At 70.6% G+C, this 14,684-nt stretch carries 10 protein-coding genes; 1 reads left to right on the top strand and 9 read right to left on the bottom strand.

Going from position 1 to position 14,684, the window contains the following annotated elements:
* Nucleotides 1-292: 292 nt before the first annotated feature.
* The 9 genes from ACILR4_RS19055 to ACILR4_RS19095 form a co-directional block, all read right to left on the bottom strand.
* The gene (locus ACILR4_RS19055; RefSeq protein ID WP_395702451.1) at nt 293-4,483 is read right to left on the bottom strand and encodes an SNF2-related protein; all 4,191 of its coding nucleotides are present in this window, start codon (nt 4,481-4,483) and stop codon (nt 293-295) included.
* 57 nt (nt 4,484-4,540) lie between these two features.
* Entirely contained in the window at nt 4,541-5,236 is a 696-nt protein-coding gene (locus ACILR4_RS19060) for an ABC transporter ATP-binding protein (RefSeq protein ID WP_395702452.1), read from the bottom strand.
* A gap of 1 nt (nt 5,237) precedes the next feature.
* Complete coding sequence (locus tag ACILR4_RS19065; RefSeq protein WP_395702453.1) at nt 5,238-6,008, bottom strand: ABC transporter ATP-binding protein; 771 nt, start codon at nt 6,006-6,008, stop codon at nt 5,238-5,240.
* Nucleotides 6,005-7,339 carry a branched-chain amino acid ABC transporter permease gene (locus ACILR4_RS19070; protein WP_395702454.1) on the bottom strand — a complete coding sequence of 445 codons (1,335 nt, stop codon included), beginning with the start codon at nt 7,337-7,339 and terminating at the stop codon, nt 6,005-6,007. Before ACILR4_RS19070 ends, ACILR4_RS19065 begins: the two co-directional genes overlap by 4 nt.
* Before the next feature lie 4 nt (nt 7,340-7,343).
* Nucleotides 7,344-8,360 (bottom strand): branched-chain amino acid ABC transporter permease, encoded by a 1,017-nt coding sequence (locus ACILR4_RS19075; RefSeq protein ID WP_395702455.1) that lies wholly within the window; start codon nt 8,358-8,360, stop codon nt 7,344-7,346.
* Between the two features lie 169 nt (nt 8,361-8,529).
* A complete protein-coding gene (locus ACILR4_RS19080) occupies nt 8,530-9,762 on the bottom strand; it encodes a branched-chain amino acid ABC transporter substrate-binding protein (RefSeq protein ID WP_395702456.1) in 1,233 nt (410 codons plus the stop codon).
* Nucleotides 9,759-10,658: an SDR family NAD(P)-dependent oxidoreductase gene (locus tag ACILR4_RS19085; protein ID WP_395702457.1), complete on the bottom strand. Its 900-nt coding sequence runs from the start codon at nt 10,656-10,658 to the stop codon at nt 9,759-9,761. Before ACILR4_RS19085 ends, ACILR4_RS19080 begins: the two co-directional genes overlap by 4 nt.
* A 31-nt stretch (nt 10,659-10,689) precedes the next feature.
* Nucleotides 10,690-11,631: a 3-keto-5-aminohexanoate cleavage protein gene (locus ACILR4_RS19090; RefSeq protein ID WP_395702458.1), complete on the bottom strand. Its 942-nt coding sequence runs from the start codon at nt 11,629-11,631 to the stop codon at nt 10,690-10,692.
* 6 nt (nt 11,632-11,637) lie between these two features.
* Nucleotides 11,638-12,429 (bottom strand): SDR family oxidoreductase, encoded by a 792-nt coding sequence (locus tag ACILR4_RS19095; protein ID WP_395702459.1) that lies wholly within the window; start codon nt 12,427-12,429, stop codon nt 11,638-11,640.
* A gap of 173 nt (nt 12,430-12,602) precedes the next feature.
* Between ACILR4_RS19095 and ACILR4_RS19100 the strand changes: the two genes are divergently transcribed.
* A complete protein-coding gene (locus ACILR4_RS19100; RefSeq protein WP_395702460.1) occupies nt 12,603-14,570 on the top strand; it encodes a helix-turn-helix domain-containing protein in 1,968 nt (655 codons plus the stop codon).
* The last annotated feature ends 114 nt before the right edge of the window (nt 14,571-14,684 follow it).

Here is a 14,684-nt window from a genome sequence, read left to right on the forward strand (position 1 = left end):
ACCGCCGCATCGGCCTGCGCACGCGCCAGGCCATCGGCCATCGCCACCCGCGTGTCGTAGCCCAGGCCGTTGACCGGCGGGTTGTTCATCGTGATGACGGCAACACCGTCGCGAACTTCGTAGCTGGCGCTCATGAGGCAATCCCTTTCAGCGGGGAGGTCGGAACAGGAAAAAGCACGATCGTTCGATTCTATGGATCGTCCATCGTCGGAGCATGTCGCTGGAGCGACAAGGGCGGAGGCCTCGGTGAAAACCCTCGGCGGGCGGGCGTGGCGGCAGGACGCCGCGCCGATCAGGCTCCGCCCAGCAACTCCCGCAATTCCTCCGGCCGCAGCGGTGTACCGCCGTCCTGCCCTTCGAGGATGCCTTCGGCCAGCGCACGCTTGTCGTGGTGCAGCGCGACGATGCGTTCCTCGATCGAGCCGGCCGTCACCAGCCGGTACACGGTGACCGGCCGCTGCTGGCCGATGCGGTGCGCGCGGCCCATGGCCTGGTCTTCGGCGGCCGGGTTCCACCAGGGGTCGACGATGATCACGTAGTCGGCCGCGGTCAGGTTCAGGCCGAAGCCGCCGGCCTTCAGGCTGATCAGGAACAGCTCGCCCTCGCCGCGCTGGAAGGCTTCCACGCGCTGCGTGCGTGCCGCCGCCGGCGTGCCGCCGTCCAGGTACTGGTGGGCGATGCCGGCGGCCTGCAGGCGCTCGGCCAGCAGGCGCAGGAAGTCGGTGAACTGGCTGAACACCAGCGCCTTGTGGCGGCCGGCCACCAGTTCGAGCGCGAGCTGCTCGAACTCCATCACCTTGGCGCCGACCAGGCCCGATTCGGGCGCCACCAGGCGCGGGTCGCAGGCGGCGCGGCGCAGGCGCGTGAGCTCGGCCAGCAGGTGGAACGAGGCCTGCGGCGCACCGGGCTCCAGCCCCAATGATTCGACGCGCTCCAGTGCCTGGCGGCGCGCGGCTTCGAGGAAGGCGCGCTCTTCGGCGCCGGGCTCGACGCGGTGGATGATCTCGGTGCGCGGCGGCAGGTCGTCCAGCACCTGGGCCTTGGTTCGGCGCAGCAGGAAGGGCGAGACCAGCCGGCGCACGCGCTGGCGCGCGGCCTCGTCGCGGGCGCGCTCGATGGCATTGCCGAAGCGATCGGCGAACTGGCCGGCGCTGCCCAGCAGCCCCGGGTTGAGCAGGTTCATGATCGACCACAGGTCGGCCAGCCGGTTCTCCACCGGCGTGCCGGTGAGCGCGAGGCGGAAGCCGGCCTGCAGGTTGGCCACGGCCTTTGCGCGTTTGGTGGCGGCGTTCTTAAGCGCCTGGGCCTCGTCGAGCACCAGCGTGGCCCAGGCCACCGGCGCGAAGGCCTCGTCGTCGATCTGCGCCAGCGCGTAGGAGGCCACCACCAGGTCGCCCGGGCCCAGGCCCTGCAGCGCCTGCGCGCGGTCACCCTCGCCGTACAGCCGCACGCGCAAGGCCGGTGCGAAGCGCTGCGCCTCGGCCACCCAGTTGCCGCAGACGGAGGTCGGTGCCAGCACCAGCGCCGGACCTTCGGCCGCGCGCGCCAGCAGCATCGCCAGTGTCTGCACGGTCTTGCCCAGGCCCATGTCATCGGCCAGGCAGGCGCCCAGGCCCGCATGGGCCAGGCGCATCATCCAGGCAAAGCCCTCGGCCTGGTAGCCGCGCAGCTGGGCCTGCAAGGCGGCCGGCGGCTCCGGCTGCAGCGCGGCCGCGGCCTCCAGGGCTTTCAGGCGTTGGGACCAGCGCCTGTCGCCGGACAGCGCGCTGCCCTCCAGCGTCTCGGCCAGCCAGGCCGCGGCGGCGGCCGGCACCTGCAGGCCCTTCTTCGCGGGCTGGCCCAGCGCCTGCAGGTCGGCCAGCTGCTGGCGCAGCTGCTCGCTCAGCGCCAGGTACTCGCCCTCGCCCAGCGCGGCGAAGCGGCTGCGGCGCGAGTCCTGCACCAGCTGCAGCAGCTGCTGCAGGCCGAGCACGCGCTGCTCGTCGACGCGCAGCTCACCATCGACCGACAACCAGTCCGCGCCGCTGCCCACCGCCAGCTTCAGCGCCGGGCTGGCCGCCGTGAGCACGCGCACCGGCTTGCCGCGCGGCCAGTCGATGCCGATCACGCCGGGCAGCCTCGGCAGCGCCTCCACCACCGCCAGCGCGGCCTCCGGATCGTCGAGCCGCCAGCCGGCGGACTCGGCCTCGTCGGCAGCGGCCAGCCCCGGCAAGGCTTCCAGCACCGACTGCAGGTGCGCGGACTCGGCCGCCAGGTCGCGCTCGGTCGACAGGTTGCGGCCCTGGTGCAGGGCCAGCAGGCGTGCACGACCCTGCCCCGGCAGCAGCTGCGGGCCGAAGCCGCCGAAGGGCTGCACGCGCAGCCGCAGCAGCAGGCCTTCGCCGCTGGGGCTGAGCTGCGCGCGCAGGCGCGGCTCGCTGGGCACGGCTTCGCCGGCGTCGGCGTCGCTGTGCAGCTGGAAGTGGCCGGCCAGCACGCGCAAGGCGGCGGCCAGCTCGGCCTGCGCGGTGGCGGGCACGGCCCATTGCTTGGCCACCAGCTCGGCCACCCGGCGCTGCGCCGGGGTGATGCGGATCACCCGCGCCAGGGCCGGGCCCTGGCGCAGCACGCGCAGGCCGTTGCGGCGCTCGGACTCGGCGCTGGCATCGCTGGCGGTGAAGCGTTCGCCGGCCTCTGCCGGGCGCCTGGCCAGCAGCGGGTCGGCCAGGTGGAACACGAACTGCTCGCTGCCATCGGCGCTGCGCTGGCGCTGCACCTCGAGCACCGGCAAAGCCTCGCGCAACTCGACCGGCTGCTCCGGCGCGTCGGCGAACACCACCGAGGGGTGGCCGATCAGCGCCAGCACCGCGCTGCTGACGTCGATGGCCAGCTGCGACGGCATCCAGCGGCTGGCATCGATGCAGCGCGCCACCGCGGCGTCGCGCGGATCGAGCTGGGCGCTCTTCTTCACCCGCGACAAGGGCACCGGCTTCGGCTTGCCCGGGCCGCGCGCGCCGACCACGCGCTCGAACGGCGCCACCTCGATCGGCCGGTGTTCGGCATCGAGCACAACGTGCCATTGGAGCGTCGCCGACCGCGCGGACTGGGTGTCGGTGGTCTTGGCGTCGCCCAGTGCCTGGATCGCCGCCAGCGCGTCGCGCCAGGGTTCCTGCGGCGCGGCGTAGAACCGCGGCGCCCAGCGCGGGCCGTCGTCCGGCAGGCGCGGCGGCACGGCGCGACCCAGGCGTTCGCAGGCCTGCCGCACCAGGTCGGCCTTCCACGGCAGGCCGGCCACGTGCAGCGCCCGCACGGTGGCCAGGATCTGCGCGTCCTTCCAGCCTGGCGGGGACTGGCCCAGCCAGGCGGCGAGGATCAGGCGGTCGGCGTTGTCCTGCAGGTCGTCGCGCGGGTTCCAGCCGCTGCGGTGGGCGAAGGCTTCCGCGGCCCAGGCTTCATCGCCCAGGCGCGCGGCCACGGCATGCGCCCACAGGCCCCAGCCTTCGTCGGGCGGCGGCTTGCGCGAGCCCGATTCGGCAATGCAGAACTTCATCGCCTGTGTCCAGGCGGCGATCTCGGGCTGGGCCAGCAGGCTCAGGGCATACCACTGCAGCAGGCTGTAGGGGGCGATGCCGCGCTTGGTGCGCAGCTCGGTGGCCGCATCTTTCAGCGCCTTGGCGAATGCCGCCGAGGCCTCGCGCCAGCGACCGGCATGGGCCAGCAGGCCGGCCTGCATCAGCGCCGGGCCGATGCCCTGCAGCCCGGCCAGCGCGCGCTCGCATCCGGCGGTGTCGCCCGCATGCAGGCGGCGCTCGGCCAGGCTCAGGCGCAGCGGCGGCGGCAGGCTGGCCGGATCGCTGTCCAGCCGCGCCTCCAGCCAGGCCAGCAGCGGCTGCAGCATGGGCGTGGCGCTGGACAGCTGCGGCAGCAGGCCCTCGAGCAGCAGGTCGCGCGCATCGGCCGCCATGCGCTCGAACAGGGCCGGCATGAACGGCGAGACCAGCGCTTCGGCCAGCACCGGGTCGCTGGCAGTCGCGCCCATCATGCGGCGCAGCGTGCGACGCAGCGTCTCGCCATCGAAGCCGGCATACAGCAGCAAACGCGCAAAGGCCACGGCCTCGGCACGGCCCTGCAGGCCCGGCGGCGTGGGCTCCAGGCCGCTGGCCAGATCGTGCGTGCCGGCCAGCGCCCAGGCACGCCAGGCCTGGGCGGCCAAGGGCCCGGCCAGCAGATGAGGCATCTGTCCGGCGCGCTGCGCGGCCGGCACGTCCAGGCCCTGGCCGGGCTGATCGACCAGGCGGCGCTCGGCCTGCAGGCGCTTGAGTCCCGCCTCGACATCGGCAGCGGCAAAGAAGGTGCCCTGTGCCGTGCGCCATTCCAGCGTCCGCAGAAAGCGCAGCAGCCAGGTGCGGCTGCGCGGCGGCCCTGCCAGGCAGACGGCCCGCCACAGCAGGTCGAGGTCAGCGGCGTCCGGAGAGGGCGGCGGGACGAGTTGGAAGTCGGTCATGGCGGGTCGACGATTATCCGCAGCGCCCTGCCCGCGCCGACCGTCGACCCCGCGCCGCTACACCTCCAGCCACTCCTTGCGGATGTAGGCATCGGCCTTCAGCTCCGCCGGCGTGCCCTCGAACACGATCTGGCCGTGGCCCATCACCAGGCAGCGCTCGGAGACTTCGAGCGCGATCGTCAGCTTCTGCTCCACCAGCAGCACCGAGATGCCACGGCGCTTGAGCTCCTTGAGGTACTCGGCGACCAGTTCGACGATCTTGGGCGCCAGCCCTTCGGTGGGCTCGTCGATCATGATCAGGTCCGGGTCGCCCATCAAGGTGCGGCACAGCGTGAGCATCTGCTGCTCGCCCCCGGACAGCACGCCGGCTTCCGTGTGCTGCCGCTCCTTCAGCCGCGGGAACATGCCGTACATGTCGTCGAAGCTCCACCTGGGCTTCTTCGCGCCGCGCTTCTCGCCCAGCATCAGGTTCTGGTGCACCGTGAGCTTGGGGAAGATGTCGCGGTTCTCGGGCACGTAGCCGATCCCCTGGTGCGCGATCTCGTAGGCCTGCAGCCCGAGGATGGGCTTGTCGCGCCACTGGATCGTGCCCTGGCCTTCGACCAGGCCCATGATGGTCTTGACCGTGGTCGAGCGCCCCGAGCCGTTGCGCCCGAGCAGGGCAATGATCTCCCCGGGCTTGACCTCGAAGTTCACGCCATGCAGCACATGGCTCTTGCCGTAGTAGGCGTGCAGGTCCTGCAGTTTCAGCATCTCAATGTCCTGCGGCTTGAGCGTCGGCGAGAACAGAGCCGAGGTAGGCCTCCTGCACCCGCTGGTTGGCGCGCACCGCATCGGGCGTGTCGAAGGCGATCACCTCGCCATACACCAGCACCGCGATCTTGTCGGCCAGCCCGAACACCACGCCCATGTCGTGCTCCACCGTCAGCAGGGTCTTGCCCACCGTCACGTCGCGGATCAGCTGGATGAAGCGCTTGGTCTCGCTCTTGCTCATGCCCGCGGTGGGCTCGTCCAGCAGGATCACGCTGGAGCCGCCGGCAATGGTGATGCCGATCTCCAGCGCGCGCTGCTCGGCATAGGTCAGGTTGGTGGCCAGGTGGTCGCGCCGGCGGTCGAGCTTGATCATCGCCATCACCTCTTCGGCGCGCTCGTTGGCATCCGTCAGGTCGGCCAGGAACTTCCAGAACGCGTAGCGGTGGCCCATGCTCCAGAGCACCGCGCAGCGGATGTTCTCGAACACCGACAGCCGCGTGAACAGGTTGCTGACCTGGAAGCTGCGCGAGAGCCCCAGGCGGTTGATCTGGAACGGCGTCATGCCGTCGATGCGCTGGCCATGCAGCAGGATCTCGCCGCTGCTGGGGCCGAAGCGCCCGCTGATCAGGTTGAACAGCGTGGACTTGCCCGCGCCGTTGGGCCCGATGATGGCCACCCGCTCGCCGGGGTTCACCGCCAGGTTGGCGCCGCGGATGATCTCGGTCTTGCCGAAGCTCTTGCGCAGTTCCTTGAGCTCGATGGCGTAGCTCATGCTGCCGACTCCTTGCGCTTGATCTCGGCCTCGATCTCTTCCTGGATCTGGCCCCACTCGCGGCTGAAGCTGCGGCGCGAGAGCTCGAACATCGCCACGCCGATGCCCAGCACGAACAGGGCCCCCAGCCAGCTGTCCAGGCCGCGGGCGTTCAGGCTGGCCCCCAGGAACTCCATTTCCGGGCCCAGCGCGGCATTGAGCTGCAGGTGGTAGACCATCTCGATCATCACGGCCAGGCCGCTGAGCGCCACGAGGCCCGAGCCGCCCAGCGCGAGGTAGGAGGTCCACACGCGCTTGAGCTTGCCGTAGGCCGCCAGCCGCACGTTCATCATGATCAGGCTGGCCACGCCCCCGGGCGCGTACATCACCATGAACAGGAACACGATGCCCATGTACAGCAGCCACGCCTTGGTGAGTTCGGACAGCAGCACCAGCGCCACGACCATCAGCACCGCCCCGATGATGGGGCCGAAGAAGAAGGTGGCCCCGCCCAGGAACACGAACAGCAGGTACGCGCCCGAGCGCAGCGCGCCCACCACTTCGGCGGTGACGATCTCGAAGTTCAGCGCCCCCAGGCCGCCCGCGATGCCGGCGAAGAAGCCCGAGATCATGAACGCCAGGTAGCGCACGTTCTGCGTGCTGTAGCCGATGAACTCCACCCGCTCGGGGTTGTCGCGCACGGCGTTGAGCATGCGCCCCAGCGGCGTGCGCGTGAGCGCATACATGGCCGCGGTGCAGATGAAGCAGTAGATCGCGATCAGGTAGTACACCTGGATCTGCGGGCCGAAGCTGATGCCCAGCACCGGCTTGCCGAACACGCGGTTGGTGGTGATGCCGCCTTCGCCGCCGAAGAACTCCGGGATCATCAGCGACATCGACCACACCAGCTCGCCGATGCCCATGGTGATCATCGCGAAGGTGGTGCCGCTTTTCTTGGTGGTGACGTAGCCCAGGATGGCGGCGAAGAACAGGCCCCCGAAGCCCCCCACCAGCGGCACCAGGCTCACCGGCAGCCAGATGTCGCCGGCGATCATCATGTTCAGCGTGTGGATGGCCAGGAAGGACCCCAAGCCGCTGTACACCGCGTGCCCGAAGCTGAGCATGCCGCCCTGGCCCAGCAGGATGTTGTAGGCCAGGCACGCGATGATGCCGATGCCCATCTGCGAGAGCATGGTCTGCGCGAAGCTGCTCGTCCACAGCAGCGGGACCACGCCCAGCATCAGCGCGAAGCCGCCCCAGATCAGCCAGCGGCCGACGTTGTGGGGCTTGAAGTGGTAGTTCGGCCGCTGCGCGTGCGCGCCGTTGGCGATCTTGATGGTCTGTGTGGTCATGGGGTCAGCCTTCACGCGTGCCCATCAGGCCCTTGGGGCGCAGGATCAGCATCAGCACCAGCAGCAGGTACGGCAGGATCGGCGCGGCCTGCGCCAGCGTGATGCGCAGCAGCGGCCAGCCCGGCGAGTTCGGCCCGATCTGGCCACCGAAGCGGTTGATGGCGTCGGCCAGCGACGCGTCCACCGTCAGCGGCAGCGTCTGCAGCAGCCCGATCAGCAGCGAGGCGACGAACGCGCCGGCCAGCGAGCCCATGCCGCCGACGACCACGACGACGAAGATGATCGAGCCCACCACCGCGGCCATCGCCGGCTCGGTGACGAAGGTGATGCCGCCCACCACGCCGGCCAGGCCCGCCATCGTGGAGCCGACGCCGAAGACGAGCATGAAGACCCAGGGCACGTTGTGGCCCAGCGCCTCGACCATCTCCGGGTGCGTGAGCGCCGCCTGGATCACCAGCCCGATGCGCGTGCGCGTGAGCAGCAGCCACAGCGCCAGCAGCATCAGCAGCGCCACCCCCATCATGAAGGCGCGGGTCATCGGAAAACGCGAGCAGCTGGCGGCCTGGCACACCGTGTCGGACGCCGCACCCAGCACGATGGACAGGCCGCTGGCCGCGCTTTGCACGACGGTGAAGGCCGGGCCCTGCAGCGACGCCGGCGGGTCGAAGGCCAGCGAGGTGCGGCCCCAGATCAGCTGCACGACTTCAAGCACCACATACGACAGCCCGAAGGTGATCAGCAGCTCGGGCACGTGGCCGAACTTGTGCACCCGGCGCAGCGCCGTGCGCTCGAACAGCGCGCCGGCCACGCCCACCGCCAGCGGGGCCACCAGCAGCGCCGCCCAGAAGCCGATCAGCCCGGTCAGCGTGTACGCGAAGTACGCCCCCAGCATGTAGAAGCTCGCGTGCGCGAAGTTCAGCACGCCCATCATGCTCAGGATCAGCGTCAGCCCCGAGCTCAACATGAACAGCATCAGCCCGTAGCTGACGCCGTTCAGGGTGTTGATCAGCACCTGGCTCATGGCACTCCAGCTAATGCTCAAGTCGCGCAGCACCCCCCCGGAGGGGACAGGCCGCCAAGGGCGGCCAGGGGAGCGCGATGGTGATCGGAGCCGCCCGACCCGATCCGGCTCTGCCGGTCGGGTTGGGTAGCCCCTCGGGGGCGGCCGCCAGGCGGCCGGGGTCAACAGCTCACGGACGCTTCATCTGGCACGACGTGGGCGTGCTGGAGACGTAGGGCTCGTAGTACTTGACCCGCTGGAAGTTGTAGCCGGTGTTCTCGACCGAGTACGGGTTCTTCGCATCGGCCTTCTTCCATACCGCGATGTACAGGCCCTGCTGCAGCTGGTGGTCGGCCTTGCGCATCTCGGCCTCGCCGCTGAAGGTCTTGAACTTCAGGCCTTCCATCGCGGCGGCCACCTTGGCCGGGTCGGTGGTCTTGGCCTGCGCCATCGCGGTGCTCAGCAAGGCGAAGGCGTGGTAGGTGGCGAAGGTGTAGTAGTCGTCGTTGAAGCGCGCCTTGAACTCGTTGGCGAGCTTGCCGATCTCTCCGGGCATGTTGGATTCGCCGTAGCTCACCAGGTACACGCGGCCCGCGGCGCCCGCACCCAGCGCGGTGGGCGTGCCCGAGACGCTGGCGTAGTAGGTCAGGAACCGCACGTTCAGGCCGGCGTCGTTGGCGGCCTTCACCAGCAGCGTGAGGTCGGAGCCCCAGTTGCCGGTGAGCACCGTGTCGGCACCCGAGGCCTTGATCTTCGCGACATAGGGCGCGAAGTCACGCACCTGCGCCAGCGGGTGCAGGTCGTCGCCGACGATCTGGATGTCCGGCCGCTTGCGCGCGATCATTTCCTTCGCATAGCGCGACACCTGGTGCCCGTGCGAATAGTTCTGGCCAATGATGTAGACCTTGTGGATGTCCTTCTCGTCCTTCATCCAGCTGGTCAACGCTTCCATCTTCATCGAAGTGTCGGCGTCCAGGCGGAAGTGCCAGTAGCTGCACTTGCTGTTGGTCAGGTCGGGATCCACCGCGGCGTAGTTCAGGTAGACGAGTTCCTTGCCCGGATTGCGCTCGTTGTACTTGCCCACCGCGTCCATGATCGCCAGCGCCGCGCCCGAGCCATTGCCCTGCACGATGTAGCGCACGCCCTGGTCGATCAGCGACTTCACCGCGTTCGTGCTCTCCTGCGGGCTCAACTTGTTGTCGATGGGCACCATCTCGAACTTCACGCCGGCCGGATTGCTCTTGTTGAAGTGCTCGGCGACGAACTGGAAGCTCTTGATCTGGTTCTGCCCCACCGGCGCCATCAGCCCCGTGAGCGGATCGATCCAGCCGATCTTGACCGTCTCGCCCTTCTGCGCGTGGGCGGTGCTCAAGCAAAGGGCCAGCGCGGCCAGCGCCAGTGGACCACGGGGAATGCGGATCATCGGGTTGTCTCCTGTTGAATGGGAAAGTGGCCTTCGGCCTTGCGCAGCTCCAGCCGGTACTGCTCCCAGCCCGAGGCGGGCACGAGCTCACCGTGGCGCTGCATCACCTCGCCAAGCCGCCGGCACAGCTGTTCGGCCGCGCCGGCGGTGTCGGCCAGGTGGATGCCCTGCGTCATCGTGATGTGCGCGCACTCGAAGCTGCCGGCGCCGGCCAGCAGGATGGTGCGCGTGGGCGCCTCGTCGGCCACCAGCGCCAGCAGGCCGGGGCTCACGCGCTCGGGCGTCAGCTGGGCCAGCGCCTCGGGCGGCAGGATGCCCTGGGTCATCGCGGTCGCCGCGCTGGGCGCCAGGCAGTTCACGCGGATGTTCTTGCGTTCGCCTTCGAGCGCCAGCGTCTGCATCAGGCCGACCAGCGCCATCTTCGCGGCGCCGTAGTTGGCCTGGCCGAAGTTGCCGTACAGGCCCGATGACGAGGTGGTGAACACGATGCGCCCGTGCTGCTGCGCCTGCATCTGCGCCCACACAGCCTGGGTGGCATGCACCGCGCCCATCACATGCACTTCCAGCACCAGGCGGAAGTCGTCGAGGCTCATCTTCGCGAAGCTGCGGTCGCGCAGCACGCCGGCGTTGTTGACCAGGATGTCGATGCGGCCCCAGGCCTGCATCGCGCGTGCTGCCAGCGCGGCCATGTCGGCCGCCGAGGTCACGTCGCCCACCTGCAGCAGCGCCTCACCGCCCAGCGCGCGGATCTCGTCGACCACGGCCTCGGCCGAGGCGCCCAGGTCGTTGACGATCACGCGCGCCCCATGGCGCGCCAGCTCCAGCGCGTGCGTGCGCCCGAGGCCGCCGCCGGCGCCGGTCACCAGCGCCACGCGGCCTTGCAGTCTCCGATTCATGCTTGCTCCTGCGGCCGGCGTCGCGGCCGTGTCAAAAACCCACCGCGTCGGCGCCCTTGAGGCCCAGCATCGCGCGGGCTTCGGCGGGCGTCGCCACGTCGAGCGAGAGCTCCTCGAGGATGCGCCGGATCTTGCGCACCTGCTCCGCGCAGGAACGGGCCAACTGACCCTTGCCGAGGTACAGGCTGTCTTCGAGGCCGACGCGCACATGGCCGCCCAGCACCGCGCCCATCGTCAGCAGCGGCATCTGGTGGCGCCCGGCGCCCAGCACCGAGAAGCGGTAGCCGCCACGGCCGAACAAGCGGTCGGCGGTGGACTTCATCACCACCAGGTTCTCGGGGTCCGGCCCCAGCCCGCCGAGGATGCCGAAGATGCTCTGGATGAACAGCGGGCCCTCGACCAGCCCTTCGTCGACGAAGTGCGCCAGGTTGTACAGGTGGCCGACGTCGTAGCACTCGAACTCGAAGCGCGTGCCGCAGCCCTGGCCCAGCCGATCGAGGATGAGCTTGATGTCGCGGAAGGTGTTGCGGAAGATGGTGTCCTCCATCCCTTCGACGTACGGCTTCTCCCAGGCGTGCTGCCACTGGCTGACCTTGCGCGCCACCGGATGGATCGAGAAGTTCATCGAGCCCATGTTCAGCGAGCACATCTCCGGCTGCGCCTGCAGCGGGTAGGCCAGGCGCTCCTCCAGCGTCATGCGCGTGCTGCCGCCGGTGGTGATGTTGATCACCGCGTCGGTGGCGGCCTTGATGCGCGGCACGAAGGCGTCGAACACCTTCGGGTCGGCGGTGGGCCGGCCGTCGGCCGGATCGCGCGCATGCAGGTGCAGGATCGCGGCGCCGGCCTGCGCGGCCTCGATCGCCTGCTCGGCGATCTGCTCGGGCGTGAGCGCGAGGTGGGGAGACATCGTCGGCGTGTGGACCGAGCCGGTGACGGCGCAGCTGATGATGACCTTGTCGGTGGGCGATGCCATGGCGCTTCAGAGGTATTCGAGGTTGCCGTCGACGCTGATGGCCTGGCCGGTGACGTTGCGGGCGGCGGGCGAGCACAGGAACAGCGTCATCGCCGCCACGTCGTCGGTGCTGACCATGCGGCGCAGCGAGATCTTGCGCAGGTACTCCTCGCGCATGGCCTCGAAGCCCACGCCCCCCGCCGCGGCGCGCGCGGCGATGACCGAGCGCATGCGCTCGCCCTCGACGGTGCCGGGCAGGATCGCGTTGACGCGCACGCCGTGGGGCCCCAGCTCGATGGCCAGCGACTTCATCAGGCCGACCACCGCCCACTTGCTGGACGCGTACGGTGTGCGATAGGCATAGCCCAGCCGGCCGGCGGCCGAGCTCATCGCCACGATGCTGGGCCCGGCCTCGGACTTCTTCAGCAGCGGCACCGCGCGCCGCGCGAAGTGGTACTGGCTGTTCAGGTTGACGGCGATCGTGCGGGCCCAGGCGGCCTCGTCGATCTGGTCGATCGGCCCGGTGGGCCCGGCGATGCCGGCGTTGTTCACCAGCACGTCCAGGCCGCCCAGCGCGCCCTGCACGTCGTCGAACACGCGGTCGACGTCGCGTTCGACGGCGGCATCGGCCATGCTGCCGGTGAGGCCCGGGGTCTCGGCGATCAGACGGTCGAGCGCGCTGCGGTCGATGTCGCACACATGCACCTGCGCGCCCGCCTCGTGGAAGGCGCGGGCGATCGCGGCGCCGATGCCGCCGGCCCCGGCAGTGACCAGCACGCGCAGGTTCGGCATCGGGCGCAGGGTATCCAGGATGGGCATCGTTGTCCTTCGGGGCACGGGGCGTTCGGGGTGCGGCGGTCGGGGGCCAGTGTGCGTGGCCGACCGCGCCTAACCAATGTCGCGTGCGCACACTGAAGCGGCGGATTCGGTGTCTCCCGCGGCCTGCCGCCGGCGCCCCTGGGCGACCCCGCATCTGCTAGCCTGCACGCGCCATGAGGAGCCCCCCGACCCCCGACAGCGGCGCCCGCCTCGCCGGCGAACTGGTGCGCCTGCTGCACGCGGACGCGCCGGCCGACGACTTCGCGCAGCGGCTGGCCGAAGCGGAGGCGCTGGACGATGGGTCACCCGCGAAGCCCGCGCTGGTGGAGACCGTGCGCATGGCCATGGCCGTGCGCAACCGGCTGGAGCTGCACCAGCAGCGCGAGCACGGCCTGCTGGCGGTCATCGAATCGGCGCAGGAGCTGTCGAGCCGGCTCGAGCTGACGGCCGTGCTCAACGCCATCGTGCAGCGCGCGCGCAAGCTGCTGGACGCGAACGTGGCGTGGCTGTCGATCCACGATCCCGCGCGCGGCGAGTTCCACGTGCTGGTGACCGATGGCGCGCTCTCGGGCAGCACCTCGGGCATGGTGGCGCGGCACGACCGCGGCGTGGTCAGCGTGGTGATGTCCAGCCGCCTGCCCTTCGCGACGCCGGACTACCTGCACGACAAGCGCTTCGCCCATGACGCGCAGCTCGACGACGCCTTCCGCGCCGAGGGCATTGCCGCGCTGGTGGGCGTGCCGCTGATCTGGGACAACGAGGTCATCGGGCTGCTGTTCGTCGCCGACCGCTACCACCGCACGCATGGCGCGCAGAACCTCTCGATCCTGTGCACGCTGGCCACCCATGCCGCGGTGGCGCTGAAGAACGCGCGCGACTTCGAGCGCACCCATGCCGCGCTGGACAACGCCGGCCGCGCGCGCGCCGAGCTCGAGCACCACCTGCGCGGCATCCAGGCCGCGGCCGACGCGCACGAGCAGATGACCTCGCTGCTGGCGCGCGGCGCGACGCTGTCCACGCTGTGCCAGACGGTGGCGCAGCTGCTCGGCGGCGCGCTGCTGGTGCTGGACGAGGCAGCGCAGGTGGTCAGCCAGGGCCTGGCCGCCGGCTACGAAGGCCGGCTGATGCAGGGCTATGCGCCGCATGGCGAACGCAGCGCCGAGCTGCATGCCGCGCTGCGCCAGAGCCGGCAGCTCGGCCGCTCGGTCGAGGCCTACCGCGTGGCCGGCGAGGCCTGCCGCGTGATGCCGGTGATCGGCGGCGAGGACGTGCTGGGCGCGATCGCGCTGTTCCACCGCGGCGAGCTCGAGGAGGTCGCGGTGCGCACCTTCGAGCGCAGTTCCAGCGTCATCGGCATCGTGCTGCTGTCGCAGGAGCGCATGGAGGCCAGCCGCAGCCGCGGCGTGGCCGCGCTGCTGCGCGCGCTGCTGTCGCCGCGGCAGGACGAGCCGGCGGTGCTGATGAACCAGGCCGAACGGCACGGCATGAACCTGGCGCAGTCGCTGTCGCTGATGGTGGTGGTCTTCGACGGCCCGAGTGCCGGCTATGCCGCGCGCCGGCTGCGCGGGTTGTCGGAGCTGGCCGGCACGCTGCTCGACGATGTCGACGGCGTGCTGGTGCTGCTGTGCGGCGCCACGCGCGCGGCCGAGGTGCGCGACACGGTGTCGGTGTGGGCGCGGCGCGAGTTCGGCGCGCGGCACCGCGGCGTGCTGTCGCGGCCCGTCAGCGGACCGGCCGAGGTGCCGGCCCTGTTCGCGATGCTGCGGCGCGCGCTGGCGGTGCTGGGGCGGCTGGGCGTGCAGGGCCAGGTGGTCGGCCAGAACGAGATGGCGCTGTACTCGGCGCTGTTCGAGACCCACGACCAGGCCAGCCTGGCCAGCTACCTCGAGGCCACCATCGGTGCGCTGATCGCGCACGACCGCAAGCGCAGCAGCGAGCTCGCCGCCACGCTGCTGAAGTACTTCGACTGCAACCAGAACGCCAAGACCACCGCCCAGCGGCTGGGCATCCACGTCAACACGGTGCGCCAGCGGCTGACGACCATCGAGGACCTGCTCGGCCACTGGGGCCAGGCCTCGCGCGCACTGGAGCTCCACATCGCGCTGCGGCTGTGGAGCCTGAGCGAACCGCCGCCGACCTGAGCGCCCGCGGCCAGGGTTTGTGCGGTGGTCTGCGCACACATCGGGCCGCGGCGGGCAGTGTGCCCGCCCGACATTGATCGCCACCGTCCCCCCTCCGAGACTGACCCGTGCAGC

Origin of the sequence: Aquabacterium sp. (assembly GCF_044226965.1) — a bacterium.
Classification (GTDB): domain Bacteria; phylum Pseudomonadota; class Gammaproteobacteria; order Burkholderiales; family Burkholderiaceae_C; genus Pseudaquabacterium.

Bases quoted from the DNA above. Each gene is read 5' to 3' on its own strand.
- ACILR4_RS19055 (WP_395702451.1), bottom strand. From the start codon at position 4,483: ATGACCGACTTCCAACTCGTCCCGCCGCCCTCTCCGGACGCCGCTGAC.
- ACILR4_RS19060 (WP_395702452.1), bottom strand. From the start codon at position 5,236: ATGCTGAAACTGCAGGACCTGCACGCCTACTACGGCAAGAGCCATGTG.
- ACILR4_RS19065 (WP_395702453.1), bottom strand. From the start codon at position 6,008: ATGAGCTACGCCATCGAGCTCAAGGAACTGCGCAAGAGCTTCGGCAAG.
- ACILR4_RS19070 (WP_395702454.1), bottom strand. From the start codon at position 7,339: ATGACCACACAGACCATCAAGATCGCCAACGGCGCGCACGCGCAGCGG.
- ACILR4_RS19075 (WP_395702455.1), bottom strand. From the start codon at position 8,360: ATGAGCCAGGTGCTGATCAACACCCTGAACGGCGTCAGCTACGGGCTG.
- ACILR4_RS19080 (WP_395702456.1), bottom strand. From the start codon at position 9,762: ATGATCCGCATTCCCCGTGGTCCACTGGCGCTGGCCGCGCTGGCCCTT.
- ACILR4_RS19085 (WP_395702457.1), bottom strand. From the start codon at position 10,658: ATGAATCGGAGACTGCAAGGCCGCGTGGCGCTGGTGACCGGCGCCGGC.
- ACILR4_RS19090 (WP_395702458.1), bottom strand. From the start codon at position 11,631: ATGGCATCGCCCACCGACAAGGTCATCATCAGCTGCGCCGTCACCGGC.
- ACILR4_RS19095 (WP_395702459.1), bottom strand. From the start codon at position 12,429: ATGCCCATCCTGGATACCCTGCGCCCGATGCCGAACCTGCGCGTGCTG.
- ACILR4_RS19100 (WP_395702460.1), top strand. From the start codon at position 12,603: ATGAGGAGCCCCCCGACCCCCGACAGCGGCGCCCGCCTCGCCGGCGAA.